Source organism: Pseudomonas sp. TMW22091 (genome assembly GCF_022496705.1).
Taxonomy (GTDB): domain Bacteria; phylum Pseudomonadota; class Gammaproteobacteria; order Pseudomonadales; family Pseudomonadaceae; genus Aquipseudomonas; species Aquipseudomonas saxonica.
This window is the reverse complement of the sequence record NZ_SCFI01000001.1, coordinates 398,039-417,679: the sequence shown is the minus strand read 5'-3', so window position 1 is coordinate 417,679 and position 19,641 is coordinate 398,039. Positions and strand designations below refer to the sequence as shown.

At 57.8% G+C, this 19,641-nt stretch carries 17 protein-coding genes and 1 other RNA gene; 16 read left to right on the top strand and 2 right to left on the bottom strand.

Translation table 11 applies throughout. The features are described 5' to 3' along the window. Positions 1 to 10 precede the first annotated feature (10 nt). On the bottom strand, positions 11 to 373 hold the full coding sequence (locus EQV93_RS01900; protein WP_146425596.1) for a YraN family protein: 363 nt from the start codon (positions 371 to 373) through the stop codon (positions 11 to 13). Beyond that, positions 373 to 2,124: a penicillin-binding protein activator gene (locus EQV93_RS01895; RefSeq protein WP_146384230.1), complete on the bottom strand. Its 1,752-nt coding sequence runs from the start codon at positions 2,122 to 2,124 to the stop codon at positions 373 to 375. The genes EQV93_RS01900 and EQV93_RS01895 overlap by 1 nt, the downstream gene beginning before the upstream one ends. 235 nt (positions 2,125 to 2,359) lie before the next feature. On the opposite strand from EQV93_RS01895, the gene rsmI reads away from it, so the two are divergent. From rsmI to ftsA, 16 genes are all read left to right on the top strand, one after another. Next, complete coding sequence (gene rsmI / locus EQV93_RS01890; RefSeq protein ID WP_240890786.1) at positions 2,360 to 3,214, top strand: 16S rRNA (cytidine(1402)-2'-O)-methyltransferase; 855 nt, start codon at positions 2,360 to 2,362, stop codon at positions 3,212 to 3,214. Positions 3,215 to 3,351: 137 nt separating this feature from the next. Next, an RNA gene (rnpB, locus tag EQV93_RS01885) (RNase P RNA component class A) lies at positions 3,352 to 3,705 on the top strand. 355 nt (positions 3,706 to 4,060) lie between these two features. Then, on the top strand, positions 4,061 to 4,516 hold the full coding sequence (gene mraZ, locus EQV93_RS01880) for a division/cell wall cluster transcriptional repressor MraZ (RefSeq protein ID WP_048359172.1): 456 nt from the start codon (positions 4,061 to 4,063) through the stop codon (positions 4,514 to 4,516). After that, positions 4,513 to 5,460 (top strand): 16S rRNA (cytosine(1402)-N(4))-methyltransferase RsmH, encoded by a 948-nt coding sequence (gene rsmH / locus EQV93_RS01875; RefSeq protein ID WP_167654229.1) that lies wholly within the window; start codon positions 4,513 to 4,515, stop codon positions 5,458 to 5,460. Before mraZ ends, rsmH begins: the two co-directional genes overlap by 4 nt. Continuing rightward, complete coding sequence (ftsL, locus tag EQV93_RS01870) at positions 5,457 to 5,750, top strand: cell division protein FtsL (protein WP_122785729.1); 294 nt, start codon at positions 5,457 to 5,459, stop codon at positions 5,748 to 5,750. Before rsmH ends, ftsL begins: the two co-directional genes overlap by 4 nt. Then, entirely contained in the window at positions 5,747 to 7,495 is a 1,749-nt protein-coding gene (locus EQV93_RS01865; protein ID WP_146384228.1) for a peptidoglycan D,D-transpeptidase FtsI family protein, read from the top strand. The genes ftsL and EQV93_RS01865 overlap by 4 nt, the downstream gene beginning before the upstream one ends. After that, positions 7,495 to 8,958, top strand: a complete 1,464-nt coding sequence (locus tag EQV93_RS01860; RefSeq protein ID WP_240890785.1) for a UDP-N-acetylmuramoyl-L-alanyl-D-glutamate--2,6-diaminopimelate ligase — start codon at positions 7,495 to 7,497, stop codon at positions 8,956 to 8,958. The genes EQV93_RS01865 and EQV93_RS01860 overlap by 1 nt, the downstream gene beginning before the upstream one ends. Then, a complete protein-coding gene (locus tag EQV93_RS01855) occupies positions 8,951 to 10,318 on the top strand; it encodes a UDP-N-acetylmuramoyl-tripeptide--D-alanyl-D-alanine ligase (RefSeq protein ID WP_240890784.1) in 1,368 nt (455 codons plus the stop codon). Before EQV93_RS01860 ends, EQV93_RS01855 begins: the two co-directional genes overlap by 8 nt. Then, complete coding sequence (gene mraY / locus EQV93_RS01850; RefSeq protein ID WP_122785725.1) at positions 10,318 to 11,400, top strand: phospho-N-acetylmuramoyl-pentapeptide-transferase; 1,083 nt, start codon at positions 10,318 to 10,320, stop codon at positions 11,398 to 11,400. The genes EQV93_RS01855 and mraY overlap by 1 nt, the downstream gene beginning before the upstream one ends. A 5-nt stretch (positions 11,401 to 11,405) precedes the next feature. Beyond that, positions 11,406 to 12,752: a UDP-N-acetylmuramoyl-L-alanine--D-glutamate ligase gene (murD, locus tag EQV93_RS01845; protein WP_122785724.1), complete on the top strand. Its 1,347-nt coding sequence runs from the start codon at positions 11,406 to 11,408 to the stop codon at positions 12,750 to 12,752. Next, the gene (gene ftsW, locus EQV93_RS01840; RefSeq protein WP_146384221.1) at positions 12,749 to 13,963 is read left to right on the top strand and encodes a putative lipid II flippase FtsW; all 1,215 of its coding nucleotides are present in this window, start codon (positions 12,749 to 12,751) and stop codon (positions 13,961 to 13,963) included. Before murD ends, ftsW begins: the two co-directional genes overlap by 4 nt. Further along, the gene (murG, locus tag EQV93_RS01835; RefSeq protein ID WP_240890783.1) at positions 13,953 to 15,023 is read left to right on the top strand and encodes an undecaprenyldiphospho-muramoylpentapeptide beta-N-acetylglucosaminyltransferase; all 1,071 of its coding nucleotides are present in this window, start codon (positions 13,953 to 13,955) and stop codon (positions 15,021 to 15,023) included. The genes ftsW and murG overlap by 11 nt, the downstream gene beginning before the upstream one ends. Further along, positions 15,016 to 16,476, top strand: coding sequence for a UDP-N-acetylmuramate--L-alanine ligase (gene murC, locus EQV93_RS01830; RefSeq protein ID WP_122785721.1), 1,461 nt, complete (start codon positions 15,016 to 15,018; stop codon positions 16,474 to 16,476). Before murG ends, murC begins: the two co-directional genes overlap by 8 nt. Beyond that, complete coding sequence (locus tag EQV93_RS01825) at positions 16,473 to 17,432, top strand: D-alanine--D-alanine ligase (protein ID WP_122785720.1); 960 nt, start codon at positions 16,473 to 16,475, stop codon at positions 17,430 to 17,432. The genes murC and EQV93_RS01825 overlap by 4 nt, the downstream gene beginning before the upstream one ends. Positions 17,433 to 17,436: 4 nt before the next feature. Beyond that, on the top strand, positions 17,437 to 18,303 hold the full coding sequence (locus EQV93_RS01820) for a cell division protein FtsQ/DivIB (RefSeq protein WP_122785719.1): 867 nt from the start codon (positions 17,437 to 17,439) through the stop codon (positions 18,301 to 18,303). A 15-nt stretch (positions 18,304 to 18,318) separates the two neighbouring features. Continuing rightward, positions 18,319 to 19,578: a cell division protein FtsA gene (gene ftsA / locus EQV93_RS01815; protein WP_122785718.1), complete on the top strand. Its 1,260-nt coding sequence runs from the start codon at positions 18,319 to 18,321 to the stop codon at positions 19,576 to 19,578. Positions 19,579 to 19,641 lie beyond the last annotated feature (63 nt).

The window sequence follows — 19,641 nt, the reverse complement described above, 5'->3', positions numbered from 1 at the left end:
TGATAGCGCATTAGCTGTCAAAGGCGTTCCGTAGCCAGTTCAAGTGAGGTGTGGCGCTGTCCATGGCGACTACATCGAATCGACATGGGTGATTGGCCCAGCGTGCCTCGCGTTGCAAGAAGTACTGGGCGGCAAGAATCAGTTTTTGGCGCTTGCGTGTGTCAATACTGGCCAGTGCGCCACCCCATTGTGCGTGTTGCCGGTAACGAACTTCGACGAATACTACTGTATCGCCGTCAAGCATGACCAGATCCAGCTCGCCGCGTTTGCACAGCCAGTTTTGCGCCAGCAACCGCAAGCCATGTTGCTCAAGATGCCGCAGCGCCAGGCGCTCGGCATCTTTGCCTGTGTTTTGGCTGGAGCGCTCAGGCATCAGTTCGGGGTGTCGGGCAGGCGTTGGACTTGGCCATTAACGAACTCGGCCCATGGCAACTGGCGCTCAACGTGCTGGGTCGGGCTCATGCCGAGGCTGCCGGACAAGCCGTCAATCCGGCTATCAGGCAGTGCCTTGAGTTGGCCCAGGCGCGAGGTCAGTATGTAAGCGTCAACGCCCATTGCATAAAGGCGTCCCAGGCTGCCAGATGCTTGAGGCCACTGCGCGGCGACTTGCTGGCGCAGTGGATTGCCAGGTTCAAGCAGCCAAGGCGTTTCACAAAAACGTACGCCGTTCATGTCGTTGTACTGGTCCTGATTGCCACTCGCGCTGAAAACGTGGGACGTGGCATACACAGGCAGGTCGCTGGCATATTGATAGTTCAGGGTCGGCTTGATCTGCTGGGCTTGCTGAGGAGTGGCCGCCAAAAACAGGAACTGCATGGGCTCGTTCGAGTTTTTGCGTTGCTGAACTAAATCGCCGACTTGCTGTGCCAATGCAACGGGTTGATCGATGTATTCAATACCTACAACGCTGCCGCCGTGGGCAATCCATTCCTGACGGAAGGCGTTAAGCACGCGCTCGCCCCATTCGCCTTTAGGCACCATGGCGCCAGCGCGGGTCAAGCCATCGGCACGTGCGCGACGAGCCACTTCGCGGGCTTCGTCTTCAGCGGCCAGGCCGAACTGAAACAGCTGAGCCGGGCCTTGGGTACCTTCGCTGTAGTTCAGAGCCAGTGTGGTAATGGGCAATTGCGAGCGAGCATTGAGTTGCTTGACCAGTGTTTTTTCCAGTGGGCCGACGACCAGTTGCACGCCGTCGGCTTGGGCCTGGCGATAAAAATCGTCCAGCGAAGTCAGGCGTGAGCTGTCATAAAACTGGATGCTCGGCGGGTTTTGACCGGCCTGTTGAGCCTGGTAATGAGCGGCCACGAAGCCGTCACGTAGCGCTTTGCTGACCGAAGCCAATTGGCCTTCTTGTGGCAGCAGCAGCCCAATTTTGGTCAGTGGCTGGCTGGCCAGCTCCTTGAGTTTGACCAAGGGGGTCGGCAGTTGGATAGCAGCAGGGTGAGCAGGGTTCTGAGCACGCCATTGGTCAATGGCAGTTTGTTGCTCCTGCACGGTGCCGGCACGCTTCACGGCCAGCGCCAATGATGCCCAGCCGCCTAGCACGTCATTGCCTTGAGCCTGTAATTGCTCAACCGGCAACGCGGCAACCAGCGCCCAGATAGCGTCATTGTTGCTGTTGGCAGCATCGCCCGTCAGATTTGCGCTCATGGCCACGCGTTCACGCGCAGCAGCGAGCGTTTGGTCATCGGCTTCGAGTGCGCGGGCATGAACCGTGTGTGTGCGCACTTGCAGATCAGCTGGCATCTCGTCAATTCGCGCGATGCTCGGGTGGCTCAGAGCGGTCAGCGCAGCTTTAGGGTCGTTGCGGTTCATGGCCAGCTCAGCGGCCAGCGTGCTGGCAAAAACCTGCTGGGCGGGTTTTAGTTGATCCACTGGTACTTGAGCCAGGATCTGGGCGGCGCGCTCATTGTTTTGCTGGCGCATGGCGAGGTCGGCCGCAGACAGGCGCAGCAGCGCAGCCTTTTGCGGATCCTTGCTGGCAGACGCCTGTTGCAGCAGCTGTTCAAGGCTGGCATCCGGGGTCCGTGGGAGTTCGCCAAGGCTGGACGAGGGCGAGCTGGCGCAAGCCGCCAACAAGGCAGCAAGGCAGAGGGCAGTGAACAGCCGCAGGCAGACGGTCATGTAGTGTTCCTGATACTCGATCAAATGAGGGGGGAAGTGTACCCAAGCGCTGGCCGGGGCGCGATGTTAGGTTCGTTAAAGCTTAAATTTAGATCACATATACGACCTGTGGCCGCTGAAGTTTTCGGGTTCAGCGGTTAACGGCCATTCTGAAGGGTGCTTTCAAGAGGGGTCTACGCGTTACAATGGCGCCTTTAACTCTCATGAGGTGTGCGTTTTGACTGCTCCAGGTGCAATGAATTCCGTTGTCGGCTCGCTTTATGTGGTGGCCACGCCCATCGGTAACCTGGACGACATCAGTGCGCGTGCGCTCAAAGTGTTGCGCGAGGTGTCGTTGATTGCGGCCGAAGACACGCGTCACTCCCTGCGTTTAATGCAGCATTTCGGTATTTCCACGCCGTTGGGCGCTTGCCACGAACATAACGAGCGTGAAGAAGGCAGTCGGTTCATTCAGCGGTTGCTGGCCGGGGAAGACGTAGCCCTGATCTCCGATGCGGGAACGCCACTGATTTCTGATCCCGGTTACCACTTGGTGCGTCAGGCACGGGCGGCAGGCGTCAAGGTGGTGCCGGTGCCGGGCGCGTGTGCCCTGATTGCAGCGTTGTCTGCGGCAGGTCTGCCTTCAGACCGTTTTATCTTCGAGGGCTTTTTGCCGGCCAAGGCCGTAGGGCGTCGTTCGCGGCTGGAATTGTTGAAAGAAGAGCCGCGCACGCTGATTTTCTATGAAGCGCCTCACCGTATTCTGGAGTGCCTGCAAGATCTTGAACTGGTCTTCGGCTCTGAGCGCCCAGCGTTGCTGGCCCGCGAGCTGACCAAAACGTTCGAGACGCTTAAAGGTTTGCCGTTGGCTGAGCTGCGTGCTTTCGTAGAAGGCGACAGCAATCAGCAGCGCGGGGAGTGCGTAGTGCTGGTGGCGGGCTGGACTGCACCTGAAACAGGTGAAGTGGTCAGCAGTGAAGCGATGCGAATTCTTGATCTGCTTCTCAAGGAAATGCCACTCAAGCGTGCAGCAGCCCTAGCCGCGGAAATCACGGGCGAACGCAAAAACGTGTTGTATCAAGTGGCGCTGGAAAAACAAAAAGCCGATTAAGTGCGGCTGAGTAGTGGCGCTTTGATATTTTTTGGCTTCTTATTCTGCCGGCAAAAGGTTTTGCGACATATGAATGTAGTGGCTAAGTGGCTTTAGCGCTTGTTCTATACGCTCTGTACAGTTAACCTTTGCGCCGGAGAGTCGATTGGACAGTCGCTGCCCTCTATGAAAATTAGGGGGGGGAGGAAAGTCCGGGCTCCATAGGGCGAAGTGCCAGGTAATGCCTGGGAGGCGTGAGCCTACGGAAAGTGCCACAGAAAATAACCGCCTAAGCACTTCGGTGCCGGTAAGGGTGAAAAGGTGCGGTAAGAGCGCACCGCACGACTGGCAACAGTTCGTGGCTAGGTAAACCCCACTTGGAGCAAGACCAAATAGGGTCCCAAGGCGTGGCCCGCGCTGGGACCGGGTAGGTTGCTAAAGATGTCCAGTGATGGCCATCGTAGACGAATGACTGTTCACGACAGAACCCGGCTTACAGATCGACTCTCCACCTTTTTCTCTCTGTTTGCATCGCAAGCAGATCGCTGATTGTAATATCGAGTCATATCCCTTCGAAACATTCGCAAGCAAACTCGGCTATGTAATGCCAAAAAGTTCTTACTCTTAACAAACTGCTTTAAGTTTGAAGGTTAGAGCCCCGAGTTTGCTGTGTATCGGTTGTCAAAAAATCCCTTCGCTAAATGCTGTACGTCTATTTACCCCGTTAAAACTCCGTTCTGTAAGGATTTTCCTATGGGCATCTCCTTGACGGTGTGGTGGGCGCATTCCTATAGTGTGCGCAAGTGGCGAAAAGTGGCATAAAGTGGGTTTTTCAGACGTAAAACGATAAGAATTGGAGTGACGCTCGTGTTTCGTGGAGCTAACGCAATCAGTCTCGATGCCAAGGGTCGTCTCGCAATGCCGAGCCGGTACCGTGACGAGCTGATTTCGAGAAGTTCCGGGCAACTGATCGTGACCATCGATGCGGTCGATCCTTGCTTGTGCGTTTACCCGCTCGATGAGTGGGAATTGATTGAAACCAAGCTTCGTGCGTTGCCTTCGTTACGTGAAGAAAACCGTCGTTTGCAGCGCCTTTTGATTGGTAACGCCGTCGACCTAGAGCTCGATGGCAGCGGTCGTTTTTTGGTGCCACCGCGGTTGCGTGAATATGCCAAGTTGGATAAACGCGCGATGTTGGTGGGCCAGCTGAACAAGTTTCAACTGTGGGACGAGGATGCCTGGGAAGCTGTTTCTGCCGCTGACCTTGCAGCCATTCAACAACCGGGCGCCATGCCTGAAGAACTGCGTGATTTAATTCTGTGACTATAGATAGCGACTTCAACCACATCACCGTACTGCTCGACGAAGCCGTAGAGGCTCTCGCCGTACGTCCTGATGGATGCTATCTGGATGGCACCTTCGGTCGCGGCGGACATAGCCGCTTGATACTCCAGAAGCTTGGCCCGCAGGGGCGTCTCCTCGGGTTTGATAAAGATCCACAAGCGATTGCCACCGGGCAAGCGCTAGCGGCCGAAGACGGCCGCTTTGTCATTGTGCAACGCAGTTTTGCCGAGATGGGCTCCGAGGTCGCTGCGCGCGGTTTGGCGGGTAAGGTGAGCGGTGTACTGCTTGATCTTGGCGTGTCTTCGCCGCAGCTTGACGATCCTGAGCGCGGCTTCAGCTTTATGAATGACGGCCCTTTGGATATGCGTATGGACCCGAGTCAAGGGATCAGCGCCGCCGAGTTTGTGAACACGGCTTCCCATGAAGAAATCACTCGCGTATTCAAAGAGTATGGCGAAGAGCGTTTCTCGGGCCGCATGGCTCGCGCAGTCGTTGAGCGCCGCGAAATCAAACCGTTCGAGCGCACGGGTGATCTTGCTGAAGTGCTAAAAGTGGCCAATCCGGCCTGGGAGAAGGGCAAACACCCGGCAACCCGAACTTTTCAAGGGCTGCGTATTCACGTCAACAACGAACTGGGCGATCTGGAGGCTGGCCTCGAAGCAGCGCTGGAGGCGCTCGAAGTTGGCGGCCGTCTGGTTGTGATCAGCTTCCATTCTCTTGAAGACCGCATCGTTAAGCTGTTCATGCGCAAACTGGTCAAAGGCGAGCCCGATAATTTGCCGCGCGGCTTGCCCGTACAGCACGTTGCCTTTGTTCCCAAAATCAAGATCCACGGCAAGGCACAAACGGCTTCTGAAGCAGAGCTCAAGGCCAATCCGCGTTCGCGCAGCGCTGTTATGCGCGTCGCGGAGAAGCTTCGTTGAACAAGCTCTTCGCCAAGCCACTTCCCGGCGGAAGCTTTTTCATGTTGCTGCTATTTATTGGCGTGCTCGTCTCGGCCGTAGGCGTTTCTTACAGTGCTCACTGGAACCGGCAGTTGCTCAACACCCTGTACGGAGAACTGAGCGTGCGCGACAAAGCGCAAGCCGAGTGGGGACGCCTGATCCTTGAACAAAGTACCTGGACAGCCCATAGCCGCATCGAAACATTGGCCAGCGAACAACTGAAAATGCACATTCCGGGCGCAGCGGAAGTGCGGATGGTGGCGCCATGATTAAACTCGAAGGCGCACTCTACCCGTGGCGTTTTCGCGTAGTGCTGGCATTGCTGGCACTGCTGGTAGGGGCTATTGCCTGCCAAATTGTCTACTTGCAGGTCATCGACCATGACTTCCTTAAAGGACAGGGCGATGCTCGCAGCATGCGTCACATCCCGATTCCCGCGCATCGTGGTCTGATTACTGACCGCAATGGCGAGCCTTTGGCGGTGAGCACGCCCGTGACCACGTTGTGGGCCAACGCCAAAGAAATGCAAGCGGCCAAAGACCGCTGGCCAGCATTGGCGCACGCGTTGGGGCAAGACCCCAAAGTTTTGACGGCGCGTCTTGAGCAACAAGCCAACAAAGAGTTCATCTATCTGGTGCGGGGGCTGACGCCGGAGCAGGGCCAAGTTGTGCTCGACCTCAAAGTGCCGGGCGTTTATGGCATCGAGGAGTTTCGGCGTTTCTATCCGGCCGGTGAAGTCACCGCGCATATGGTTGGCTTTACCGATATCGACGATAAAGGTCGTGAGGGCGTCGAGCTGGCTTATGACGAGTGGCTGGCCGGTGTTCCGGGTAAACGACAAGTGATCAAGGACCGACGAGGGCGCTTGATCAAAGACGTTCAGGTGACCAAAAACGCCAAGGCAGGGAAGACCTTGGCGTTGTCCATTGACCTGCGCCTGCAATATCTGGCTAACCGCGAACTGCGCAATGCGCTGGTCGAGAACGGTGCTAAGGCGGGCAGCCTGGTCATCATGGATGTGAAGACCGGCGAGATTCTGGCCATGGTCAATCAGCCGACTTACAACCCGAACAACCGCCGTAACCTGCAGCCGGCGATGATGCGCAACCGCGCCATGATCGACGTGTTTGAGCCCGGTTCGACCGTTAAACCTATTTCGATGAGTGCTGCGCTGGAAACCGGCCGCTGGAAACCGACGGATAAAGTCGAGGTGTATCCAGGGACGTTGCAATTGGGCAAGTACACCATTCGTGACGTATCGCGCACCGAAGGGCCGGTTCTCGACCTGACCGGCATCCTGATCAACTCCAGTAACGTCGGCATGAGTAAAGTCGCCTTCGATATTGGTGGTGAAGCGATCTTCAGGCAGATGGCAAAAATGGGTCTGGGTCAAGACACCGGCTTGGGTTTCCCCGGTGAGCGCGTTGGCAATCTGCCGAACTACCGCGAGTGGCGCAAGGCTGAAACCGCGACCCTGTCTTATGGCTATGGCGTTTCGGTAACGGCTATCCAGTTGGTGCACGCTTTCTCGGCATTGGCCAACAACGGCAAGCTGGCGCCACTGACCTTGCTTAAAGCAGACAAGGACAAGCCTGCAGAGGCCGCGCAAGTCATGCCTGAAAAAGTGGCCAAAACCCTTCAGGGCATGTTGCAGGAAGTGATTGAAAACCCACGGGGTGTCTGGCGTGCCAAGGTGCCGGCTTACCATGTCGGCGGCAAGTCGGGTACTGCACGTAAAACGTCCTCGGGCGGCGTTAAAGGCTACGCGGTGAACTCTTATCGTTCCCTGTTTGCCGGGTTTGGTCCGATGAGCGATCCGCGTTACGCGATCGTTGTCGTGATTGATGAACCGAGCAAGGCCGGTTACTTCGGTGGCCTGGTCTCGGCCCCGGTCTTCAGCAAAGTCATGTCGGGGACACTGCGCCTGATGAACGTGACCCCCGACAACCTGCCTACAGCCGCCGAGCAACAAGCTGCAGCCGCTGCTGCCACAGCCAAAGGAGGGCGCGGCTAATGTCCCTGAGCCTGAACAAGATTTTCCCTCATGCTGGCCACGATCTGTTGATTCGTGAGCTGACACTCGATAGCCGCAACGTGCGCGCCGGAGATTTATTTCTCGCGGTGCCTGGTGGCAAGCTTGATGGGCGCGAGCATATTGGCGACGCGCTAAAACGTGGCGCGGCCGCTGTGGCTTATGAAGTGGACGGTGCCGATGTATTGCCGATCACCGCCGTTCCGTTGATTCCGGTCAAGGGGTTGGCCGCGCAGTTGTCGGACATTGCCGGGCGTTTCTACGGTGAGCCGAGCCATCATCTGGATCTGGTCGGTGTGACCGGCACCAACGGCAAAACCAGCGTGACCCAACTGGTTGCGCAAGCCCTGGATTTGCTCGGTCAGCACTGCGGCATCGTCGGGACTCTGGGCACCGGCTTTTATGGCGCGCTGCACAGTGGTCGCCATACCACGCCCGATCCGATTAGCGTGCAAGCCATGCTGGCCGATTTGAAAAAGGCCGGGGCCAAAGCGGTTGCGATGGAAGTCTCTTCCCACGGGCTCGACCAAGGTCGCGTCAGTGCGCTGGCGTTCGATGTGGCGGTGTTGACCAACCTGTCCCGCGATCATCTGGATTACCACGGCACTATGGAGGCCTACGCCGCCGCCAAGGCCAAACTGTTCGCGTGGGCTGATCTGCGTTGCCGCGTACTGAATCTGGACGATGACTTTGGTCGCCAACTGGCTGCTGAAAAGCACGACTCGCGCCTGATCAGCTACAGCCTTGAAGACAGCAGTGCCTACTTGTATTGCCGCGAAGCGACCTTCGATGACGAGGGCGTACGTGCCACGCTGGTGACCCCGCAAGGTGAGCATCACCTGCGCAGCGCCTTGTTGGGGCGCTTCAATCTGAGCAACGTACTGGCAGCGGTAGGTGCCTTGCTGGGGCTCGAATACCCGCTGGACGATATTCTTAAAATACTGCCCAAGCTCGAAGGCCCGGTGGGGCGTATGCAGCGATTGGGTGGCGGTAATAAACCGCTGGTGGTGGTCGACTACGCCCATACCCCGGATGCACTGGAAAAAGTGCTGCTGGCCATGCGTCCCCACGCCAAAGGTCAGTTGTTGTGCCTGTTCGGGTGCGGTGGCGATCGTGATCGCGGCAAGCGCCCATTAATGGCCGAGGTGGTAGAACGCTTGGCTGACGGCGTGTTGGTTACCGATGACAATCCGCGCACAGAAGCACCCGCTCAAATATTTGATGATATTCGAGCGGGCTTTGCTGCCCCCGGTAACGTCACTTTTGTCGCCGGTCGCGGCGAGGCCATTGCCCGCATTATTAGCAACGCTCGCGCCGAAGATGTGATTGTGTTGGCCGGCAAAGGTCATGAGGACTATCAGGAAATTAACGGCGTACGCCACGACTTCTCTGATCTGGTCGAAGCTCAAAAGGCGCTCGATGCTTGGGAGGCCGCGCATGCTTAAGCCTCTGTTGTTGAGCGAAGTAGCCGACGCCCTTGGCGGGCGTTTAGTCGCAGCGGATAGCTACTTCAACGGCGTCAGCATCGACAGTCGGGCCATTACCAAAGGCCAGCTGTTTATCGCACTGACCGGCCCGCGTTTCGACGGCCACAACTATCTGAATGAAGTCGCCGCCAAGGGCGCTGTTGCGGCATTGGTTGAGCGAGAAGTGCCTGAGTCGACGTTGCCGCAGCTGGTGGTCAAAGATACCCGCGCAGCACTGGGTCAACTGGGCGCGCTTAATCGCGCCGGTTATGACAAGTCTGTTGCAGCGATTACTGGCTCCAGCGGTAAAACCACGGTCAAAGAAATGCTGGCCTGCATCCTGCGTACTCGCGGGCCGGTGCTGGCGACCAAAGGGAATTTGAATAACGATCTGGGCGTACCGCTCACGCTGCTTGAACTGACTCACGAGCATACTGCTGCCGTGATTGAGTTGGGTGCGTCGCGTCTTGGGGAAATTGCCTACACCGTCGCCATGACCCGACCACATGTTGCTGTGCTTAACAATGCGGGGACAGCTCATGTCGGCGAATTCGGCGGGCCGGATAAAATCGTTGAAGCCAAAGGCGAGATCATTGAAGGGCTGGGCGCCGCTGGCGTCGCCGTTCTGAATCTGGATGACAAGGCTTTTGATATCTGGAAGAACCGGGCGGCAGGCCGCACGGTACTCACCTTTGCATTGAGCAACTCTAAAGCCGATTTCCATGCGAGCGATTTGACCCGTGATGCACGGGGCTGCCCAGGTTTCAAGCTGTACAGCCCGACGGGTGTCGAGCAGGTTCAACTTAACCTGCTGGGCACTCATAACGTGGCCAATGCATTGGCCGCTGCGGCTGCCGCCCATGCGTTGGGCGTATCGCTGTTTGGCATCAGAACCGGCCTTGAAGCGGTACAACCGGTCAAAGGACGTGCGGTGGCACAATTGACCGCTGCTGGCTTGCGAATTATTGATGACACTTACAACGCAAACCCCACCTCAATGTGCGCCGCCATTGATATACTCGCCGCCTTTTCCGGTCGCACCGTCCTGGTGCTCGGAGATATTGGCGAGCTGGGTGAGTGGGCGGAGCAAGGACATCGTGAAGTAGGCGCTTATGCCGCCGACAAGGTTTCAGCGCTCTATGCGGTGGGACCGATGATGGCTCATGCCGTCTCTGAATTTGGACCACAGGCTCGTCATTTCGCCAATCAGGCTGACCTGATCATGGCGCTTCGCGCTGAGCACCAAACCAACACCACTATTTTGATCAAGGGCTCGCGCAGTGCAGCGATGGAAAACGTCGTTGCGGCTTTGTGCGGTTCCAGCGGGGAGAAACACTAATGCTGCTGCTGCTAGCGGAGTATCTGCAACAGTTCTATAAAGGCTTCGCGGTCTTCCAGTACTTGTCCTTGCGCGGGATTCTTGGAGTGTTGACCGCGTTGACCTTGTCGTTGTGCCTAGGGCCGTGGATGATCCGCACCCTGCAAAACCGCCAGATTGGCCAGTCGGTTCGTAATGACGGCCCGCAGTCGCACTTGTCCAAGTCCGGCACGCCCACCATGGGGGGTGCGCTTATCCTGTCGGCGATCACAGTCAGCACCTTGTTGTGGGCTGATCTGAGCAACCGCTATGTCTGGGTCGTGATGATTGTGACCCTGCTGTTCGGTGCCATTGGTTGGGTAGACGATTATCGCAAAGTGATCGAGAAAAACTCCCGCGGCCTCCCGAGCCGCTGGAAGTATTTCTGGCAGTCGGTTTTCGGTCTGGGTGCAGCGATCTTTCTATACGCCACAGCCCCTAGCGCTGTTGAAACCACCCTTATTCTGCCGATCCTTAAAGATGCCAGCATTCCGCTGGGCATTGGTTTTGTGGTGCTGACCTACTTCGTGATCGTGGGGTCGAGCAACGCCGTCAACCTGACTGATGGCCTCGACGGCCTGGCGATCATGCCAACGGTAATGGTGGGCGGTGCCTTGGGCATCTTCTGCTACCTGTCGGGTAACGTGAAATTCGCTGATTATCTGCTCATTCCATACGTGCCGGGCGCAGGCGAACTGATTGTCTTCTGTGGTGCGCTGATTGGTGCCGGCCTTGGTTTTCTGTGGTTCAACACCTACCCGGCACAAGTCTTCATGGGCGACGTTGGCGCGCTGGCACTGGGTGCTGCGCTGGGCACCATTGCCGTGATCGTGCGTCAGGAAATCGTGCTGTTCATCATGGGCGGAGTGTTCGTGATGGAAACCCTGTCGGTGGTGATACAAGTCGCGTCCTTCAAGTTGACCGGCAAGCGGGTGTTTCGCATGGCACCGATTCATCACCACTTTGAACTCAAGGGCTGGCCTGAGCCGCGAGTGATTGTCCGTTTCTGGATTATCACCGTGATTCTTGTGCTGATTGGCCTTGCCACTCTGAAGCTGAGGTAGAACCTGTGTCTCTGATTGCTTCTGACCACTTCCGCATTGTCGTCGGCCTCGGCAAGAGCGGCATGTCTCTGGTGCGCTTTCTAGCGCAGCAGGGCGTGTCGTTTGCTGTGGCTGATACGCGGGAAACACCACCGGAGCTGGCCACGTTGCGCCGTGACTACCCGCAAGTGGAAGTGCGTTGTGGCGAACTGGATGTCGATTTCCTGTGCCGTGCCGATGAGCTCTACGTGAGCCCCGGCCTGGCCTTGGCGACACCTGCGCTGCAAGCGGCTGCTGCCCGCGGGGTAAAGCTGTCGGGTGACATCGATCTGTTCGCGCGTAACGCGAAAGCGCCCATCGTGGCAATCAGTGGTTCCAACGCCAAGAGCACCGTGACCACGCTGGTTGGCGAAATGGCGGCGGCTGCCGGTAAGCGTGTGGCGGTCGGCGGCAACCTCGGTACACCGGCACTTGATCTGCTCAACGATGACGTCGAGCTGTACGTGATGGAGCTGTCGAGCTTTCAGCTGGAAACCACCAACCAACTGGGCGCCGAAGTGGCTACCGTGCTGAATGTCAGCGAAGACCACATGGACCGTTACAGCGGTCTGCCGGCTTACCATCTGGCCAAGCACCGGATTTTCCGCGGTGCCAAACAGGTTGTGGTCAATCGCCAGGATGCCTTGACCCGTCCGCTGATGGGTGAAGGTCTTCCGTGCTGGACCTTTGGTCTGAGCGCGCCTGACTTCAAGGCGTTTGGCCTGCGTGAAGAAAACGGCGAAAAATACCTCGCCTTTGAATTTCAAAACCTGATGCCGGTGCGCGAGCTGAAAGTGCGTGGCGCTCATAATCAGGCCAATGCGTTGGCCGCTCTGGCGCTGGGGCATGCCGTAGGCTTGCCGTTCGATGCCATGTTGAGCAGCCTGCGCAGCTTCACCGGGCTTGAGCACCGCTGCCAATGGGTGCGCGAACTCGATGGCGTGAGCTACTACAACGATTCCAAAGCCACCAACGTGGGCGCTGCACTGGCCGCGATCGACGGTCTGGGTGCCGACATGGACGGCAAGCTGGTGCTGATCGCTGGCGGTGATGGCAAGGGCGCTGACTTCAGCGGCCTGCGTGACTCCGTGGCCAAGCATTGTCGCGCCGTGGTGTTGATTGGCCGTGATGCGGATTTGATCGCTGCAGCCTTGGGCGAGGAAGTGCCGCAAGTACGGGCAGCTTCGCTGGATGACGCCATTGCGCAAAGCCGCGAGTTGGCACAACCGGGCGACGCCGTATTGCTGTCTCCGGCCTGTGCCAGCTTTGACATGTTCAAGAACTACGAAGAGCGCGGCCAGCTGTTCGCTCGCGCAGTGGAGGCCTTGGCATGATCTTCGGCATTATCAAACCTTATCCATCACCCTTGATCACAGGTCGTGGCATCGACCTCGACTTCCCGTTGCTCGCCGGTTGCCTGGCGTTGCTTGGTCTGGGCTTGGTGATGATTACTTCGGCATCGTCCGAAGTGGCCGCTTTGCAGTCAGGCAACACGCTGTACCACATGATCCGCCACCTGTTTTATATCGTGCTCGGTCTGGGCGCTTGTGTGCTGACCATGATGGTGCCAATTGCGACCTGGCAACGTATGGGCTGGATGTTGCTGCTCGGTGCGTTTGGCTTGCTGGTGATGGTGTTGCTGCCGGGTATTGGCCGTGAGGTTAACGGCTCAATGCGCTGGATCGGTTTCAGCTTCTTCAACGTGCAACCTTCGGAAATCGCCAAGGTGTTCGTGGTGATCTACCTCGCCGGTTATCTGGTGCGTCAGCAAAAAGAAGTTCGCGAAAGCTGGATGGGGTTCTTCAAGCCGTTCATCGTGTTGCTGCCGATGGCTGGCCTGTTGCTGATGGAGCCGGACTTTGGTGCAACGGTTGTAATGATGGGCGCTGCGGCCGCCATGCTGTTTTTGGGCGGCGTCGGTTTGTTCCGTTTTGCCCTGATGGTGGCGCTCGCGGTCGGTGCGGTATTCGTACTGGTACAGGCCCAGCCTTACCGGATGGCGCGCTTGATTACCTTTACTGACCCATGGTCCGACCAGTTCGGTTCCGGGTACCAGCTGACTCAGGCCTTGATCGCATTTGGCCGTGGCGAGTGGTTCGGTGTAGGTCTGGGCAATAGCGTACAGAAGCAGTTCTACCTGCCTGAAGCGCACACCGACTTTGTATTTTCGGTGCTGGCTGAAGAGCTGGGTGTGGTCGGTTCGTTGCTGACCGTGGCGCTCTTTGTATTTGTGTGTGTGCGTGGCATGTACATCGGCCTGTGGGCTGAACGTGCCAAGCAATACTTCGCCGCCTATATGGCGTATGGCCTGTCCTTTCTGTGGATCGGCCAGTTCCTGATCAATATCGGGGTGAACGTCGGCCTGCTGCCAACCAAAGGTCTGACCTTGCCATTTCTCAGTTATGGCGGCAGCTCGTTGGTGATTTGCTGTGTGTGCATGGGCTTGTTGCTGCGTATTGAGTGGGAAAGTCGTACCCATTTAGGCAGTGAAGAAGCCGATTTCAAAGAAAGCGATTTCGCAGAGGAGCCGACCCATGGGCGCTAATGTGCTGATCATGGCGGGCGGCACTGGCGGGCACGTATTCCCGGCGCTGGCGTGCGCACGTGAATTCCAGGCGCGTGGCTATACCGTGCATTGGCTGGGCACGCCGCGTGGTATCGAGAACGAACTGGTTGAGCCCGCGGGCTTCAAACTGCACCTGATTAACGTGGCGGGCCTGCGGGGCAAAAGCAAACTGTCGCTGCTCAAAGCACCGTTTGTGCTGCTCAAGGCCTTGTTTCAGGCGCGCAAGATCATGCGTGAACTTCAGCCCGTTTGCGTGCTGGGCTTTGGGGGCTACGTCACAGGCCCAGGCGGCCTGGCGGCGAAAACCTGCGGTGTGCCCGTGATCATTCACGAGCAGAACGCGGTCGCCGGAACGGCCAACCGTTTGTTGGTACCGATGGCGAGCCGTGTGTGTGAAGCCTTCCCGCAAACCTTTGCAGCGATGGACAAATTGCGCACCACTGGCAACCCGGTGCGTGCCGAGTTGTTCACGTTGGCGCCACGTGCTGCCCTTGAAGGGCGCAAGGCGAGGCTGTTGGTGCTGGGCGGTAGTCTGGGCGCCGAGCCGTTGAACAAACTGTTGCCTGAGGCACTGGCCCATGTACCGGCCGAGGTGCGTCCTGAGGTGTTTCATCAGGCGGGCAAGCAACACGATCAAATAACGACCGAGCGTTATCAAGCGGTTGGCGTTGAGGCTGACGTTCAGCCGTTTATCAAAGACATGGCCCATGCCTATGGCTGGGCCGACCTGGTGGTTTGTCGCGCAGGCGCGCTGACTGTCAGTGAACTGGCTGCGGCCGGTCTGCCTTCGCTGTTGGTGCCATTGCCCCATGCGATTGACGACCATCAGAGCCGCAATGCCGACTTTTTGGCCCGCGAAGGTGCTGCCTTCCTGATGCCACAAGCGACAACTGGCGCAGCCGAACTGGCTGAACGCCTGACAGAGGTATTGATGCAACCGGAACGACTGAACAGCATGGCGACCCATGCTCGCCGCCTGGCCAAACCTGATGCAACTCGCAATGTTGTCGATATCTGCCTGGAGGTGGCCAATGGTTGAGAATCAGAAAGCTATTCCGCAGCCGGAAATGCGCCGCATCCGCCATATTCACTTTGTCGGTATCGGTGGTGTGGGCATGTGCGGTATCGCCGAGGTATTGCTTAACCTGGGTTATCAAGTATCGGGTTCCGACCTGAATGCATCCCCTGTGACTGAACGCCTTGAGTCGTTCGGCGCGAAGATTTTCATCGGCCATCTCGCTGAAAACGCTGCCCATGCCGACGTGCTGGTGGTGTCGAGCGCGGTCAATACGTCTAACCCTGAAGTCGCAAATGCGCTGGAACGTCGTATTCCAGTGGTGCCTCGGGCCGAGATGTTGGCTGAGTTGATGCGTTATCGTCACGGTATTGCCGTTGCCGGTACGCATGGCAAAACCACCACCACCAGTCTGTTGGCGTCCGTGTTTGCGGCTGGTGGTCTGGACCCGACTTTTGTAATCGGTGGCCGGCTGAATGCAGCAGGGACCAATGCTCAGTTGGGTACCAGTCGTTATCTGATTGCCGAAGCTGACGAAAGCGATGCCAGCTTTTTGCACTTGCAGCCGCTGGTTGCCGTCGTGACCAATATCGACGCTGACCACATGGCGACCTACGAAGGCGACTTCAACAAGCTGAAAAAAACCTTCGTTGAGTTCCTGCATAACCTGCCGTTCTACGGTTTGGCCGTGGTGTGTATCGATGACCCGGTCGTGCGTGAAATTCTGCCGCTGGTCAAGCGCCCGACTGTCACGTACGGCTTCAGCGAAGAAGCTGACGTGCGGGCGATCAATGTTCGCCAGCAAGGCATGCAAACCTTCTTTACCGTTCTGCGCCCTGACCGTGAACCTCTGGATGTGTCGGTCAATATGCCGGGCAACCACAACGTATTGAACGCATTGGCCACCATCTGCATCGCTTCGGATGAAGGCATCAGCGATGAGGCCATCGTTCAGGGGCTGTCGCGCTTTGAAGGGGTGGGCCGACGCTTCCAGGTTTACGGCGAACTGCCCGTTGAAGGTGGCAGTGTGATGCTGGTGGACGACTACGGTCATCACCCGACCGAAGTGGCTGCTGTGATCAAGGCTGTACGCGGTGGCTGGCCGGAGCGCCGTCTGGTCATGGTGTACCAGCCGCACCGTTTCAGTCGCACCCGTGACCTGTATGACGATTTTGTGCAGGTGCTGGCCGACGCCAACGTGTTGCTCTTGATGGAAGTGTACCCGGCCGGTGAAGAGCCTATTCCGGGGGCTGACAGTCGTCAGCTGTGCCACAGCATCCGTCAACGGGGTCAGTTGGACCCAATCTACATCGAGCGCGGTGTTGAGCTGGCACCGATCGTCAAGCCGCTGCTGCGTGCTGGCGACATCCTGCTTTGCCAAGGCGCGGGCGATATTGGTCGCTTGGCACCGCAACTTATTAAAAGTCCGCTGTTTGCCGGTGCTGTTGTTGCAGCCACTGAAGGGAAGTTGAAATGACTGCTGCCTACGCCAACCTGTTCTCGACCATTGCCCCCGCCGACTTCGGTCGTGTGGCGGTGCTGTTCGGCGGCAAAAGCGCCGAGCGCGAGGTGTCGCTCAATTCGGGCAATGCCGTGCTTGCAGCGCTACAAAGTGCGGGCGTCGATGCGTTCGGCATTGATGTAGGCGACGATTTCATCTCACGCATCACGCAAGAAAAAATCGACCGCGCCTTTATCATTCTTCACGGCCGTGGCGGCGAAGACGGCAGCATGCAAGGTCTGCTGGAGTGCCTGGGCATTCCTTACACCGGCAGCGGCATCCTCGCGTCGGCGTTGGCCATGGACAAGCTGCGCACCAAACAGGTGTGGCACAGCCTGGGTATTCCGACCCCGCGTCACGCCGTTCTGGCCACTGAGGCTGATTGTATTTGCGCGGCGAAGGAACTGAGCTTCCCTTTGATCGTCAAACCGGCCCATGAAGGTTCAAGTATCGGTATGGCCAAAGTGAACAACGTTGATGAATTGATCAGCGCGTGGGCCGAGGCCAGTAAGTACGACTCGCAAGTATTGGTAGAGCAATGGATCACTGGTCCCGAGTTCACCATCGCCACCCTGCGTGATCAGGTGTTGCCACCGATTGCGCTGGGCACTCCGCATACGTTCTACGACTACGACGCCAAGTACGTGGCCAACGACACTCAGTACCGGGTGCCGTGCGGTCTTGATGAAGCCAAGGAAAAAGAACTGATGGACCTGACGGCCAAGGCCTGTGAGGCGATTGGTATTGCCGGGTGGGGCCGTCTGGACGTGATGCAGGATGCCGAAGGGCAATTCTGGCTGCTTGAGGTCAACACTGCCCCGGGCATGACTGATCACAGCCTGGTGCCGATGGCGGCCAAGGCTGCCGGTCTGGATTTCCAGCAACTGGTGTTGTCGATTCTGGCCGCCAGTGTTGAAGAGTCGCGAGGTTAAGACCATGCAAGGCGCATCGCTTCGTCATCAGCAACCTGTCCCCGGCCGCAAGCCGGTGCCTCGGGGTGCAAGCCGAATGGTGGCTAAAGAGCCGATGTCGGGGCGTCTGCCAAAAGCCAATTTCGGCTTTTTGAAGATACTGTTTTGGCCGGTGTTGTTGGTTGTGTTGGGTTTTGGCACTTACGAAGGTGCGCAACGGTTGATGCCGTACGCGGACCGCCCGATCAGCAATATCAACGTGCAGGGTGATTTGACTTATATCAGCCAGCAAGCCGTGCAGCAGCGCATTGCCCCCTACATGGCCGCGAGCTTCTTCACGGTAGATCTGGAAGGCATGCGCACCGAGCTTGAGCAAATGCCATGGATTGCCCACGCAGAAGTACGCCGCGTTTGGCCTGATCAGGTGGTCATTCGCCTTGAAGAGCAGCTGCCGGTTGCTCGTTGGGGTGATGCAGCCTTGCTCAACAACCAGGGGCAGGCATTTACCCCGCGTGAACTGGCCAATTACGAGCACTTGCCGCAGTTGTTTGGCCCACAGCGGGCTCAGCAGCAAGTGATGCAGCAGTATCAGGTGTTAAGCCAGATGCTGCGTCCGATGGGCTTTTCTATCGCCCGTCTGGAGCTGCGTGAGCGCGGTAGCTGGTTCCTGACCACTGGAGCTGGCAGTGCAGGGCCAGGAATCGAGCTGCTGTTGGGGCGCGATCACCTGGTAGAGAAAATGCGTCGATTCATAGCCATCTATGACAAGACGCTTAAAGAACAGATTACGAACATAGCGCGCATTGATTTGCGTTACGCCAACGGATTGGCCGTCGGCTGGCGGGAACCTGTGGCACCCACGATAGCCCAACCCGCTGTCGCGAAGAATTAAGAAGAGGCAGGACCCATGGCAAACGTGCAAAGCGGAAAAATGATCGTCGGTCTCGATATCGGCACCTCCAAGGTGGTGGCGCTGGTGGGCGAGGTCGGTGAAGACGGCACGATCGAAATCGTCGGTATTGGCACGCATCCGTCCCGGGGCCTGAAAAAGGGCGTGGTGGTGAACATCGAGTCCACCGTGCAATCGATCCAGCGCGCCATCGAAGAAGCGCAGCTGATGGCCGGTTGCCGGATTCACTCGGCATTCGTCGGCGTTGCCGGTAGCCACATCCGCAGCCTGAACTCCCACGGCATCGTGGCGATCCGCGATCGTGAAGTCAGTGCGGCCGATTTGGAGCGCGTTCTCGACGCCGCACAGGCTGTCGCGATTCCTGCAGACCAGCGTGTGCTGCACACACTCGCGCAGGATTACGTGATCGATAACCAGGAAGGCGTGCGTGAGCCGCTGGGCATGTCGGGCGTGCGGCTGGAAGCCAAGGTGCACGTGGTGACCTGTGCGGTAAATGCCGCCCAGAACATCGAGAAGTGTGTACGCCGTTGTGGCCTTGAGGTAGATGACATCATCCTTGAGCAACTGGCCTCGGCTTACTCCGTTCTCACCGATGACGAAAAAGAGCTGGGCGTCTGCCTGGTCGACATCGGCGGCGGCACGACGGACATCGCCATTTTCACCGAAGGTGCTATCCGCCATACGGCAGTGATCCCGATTGCGGGTGATCAGGTGACCAACGACATCGCGATGGCTTTGCGTACTCCTACTCAGTACGCCGAAGAAATCAAAATCCGTTACGCCTGCGCACTGGCCAAACTGGCGGGTGCCGGTGAAACCATCAAGGTACCAAGCGTGGGCGATCGTCCTCCGCGCGAGCTCTCTCGTCAGGCGTTGGCCGAAGTGGTCGAGCCGCGTTACGACGAGCTCTTCACCCTGATTCAGGCGGAGCTGCGTCGCAGCGGCTACGAAGACCTGATTCCGGCAGGCATCGTCCTGACCGGCGGCACTTCGAAAATGGAAGGCGCAGTTGAACTGGCGGAAGAAATCTTCCACATGCCGGTGCGTCTGGGCGTTCCGCACAGCGCCAAAGGCTTGTCTGATGTTGTGCGCAATCCGATTTACTCCACCGCTGTGGGCTTGTTGCTGTACGGACTGCAAAAGCAGTCGGACGGTATTTCCATATCGGGTATCAGCAACCGCGACAACTACAGCAGTGATGAACAGAAAGCCCCTGTATTCGAGCGCCTCAAGCGCTGGGTGCAGGGCAACTTTTAAAGCATGAGCAGTAAAAGATTCAAAGCGGTAGAAGTAGGCGAAAAAAACTAGAGAACTGTAAGG

Coding starts and splice junctions, on each gene's coding strand:
- ftsA (WP_122785718.1), top strand. CDS start 18,319: ATGGCAAACGTGCAAAGCGGAAAAATGATCGTCGGTCTCGATATCGGC.
- EQV93_RS01820 (WP_122785719.1), top strand. CDS start 17,437: ATGCAAGGCGCATCGCTTCGTCATCAGCAACCTGTCCCCGGCCGCAAG.
- EQV93_RS01900 (WP_146425596.1), bottom strand. CDS start 373: ATGCCTGAGCGCTCCAGCCAAAACACAGGCAAAGATGCCGAGCGCCTG.
- murG (WP_240890783.1), top strand. CDS start 13,953: ATGGGCGCTAATGTGCTGATCATGGCGGGCGGCACTGGCGGGCACGTA.
- ftsW (WP_146384221.1), top strand. CDS start 12,749: ATGATCTTCGGCATTATCAAACCTTATCCATCACCCTTGATCACAGGT.
- mraY (WP_122785725.1), top strand. CDS start 10,318: ATGCTGCTGCTGCTAGCGGAGTATCTGCAACAGTTCTATAAAGGCTTC.
- EQV93_RS01865 (WP_146384228.1), top strand. CDS start 5,747: ATGATTAAACTCGAAGGCGCACTCTACCCGTGGCGTTTTCGCGTAGTG.
- EQV93_RS01855 (WP_240890784.1), top strand. CDS start 8,951: ATGCTTAAGCCTCTGTTGTTGAGCGAAGTAGCCGACGCCCTTGGCGGG.
- rsmI (WP_240890786.1), top strand. CDS start 2,360: ATGAATTCCGTTGTCGGCTCGCTTTATGTGGTGGCCACGCCCATCGGT.
- murC (WP_122785721.1), top strand. CDS start 15,016: ATGGTTGAGAATCAGAAAGCTATTCCGCAGCCGGAAATGCGCCGCATC.
- EQV93_RS01895 (WP_146384230.1), bottom strand. CDS start 2,124: ATGACCGTCTGCCTGCGGCTGTTCACTGCCCTCTGCCTTGCTGCCTTG.
- EQV93_RS01825 (WP_122785720.1), top strand. CDS start 16,473: ATGACTGCTGCCTACGCCAACCTGTTCTCGACCATTGCCCCCGCCGAC.
- EQV93_RS01860 (WP_240890785.1), top strand. CDS start 7,495: ATGTCCCTGAGCCTGAACAAGATTTTCCCTCATGCTGGCCACGATCTG.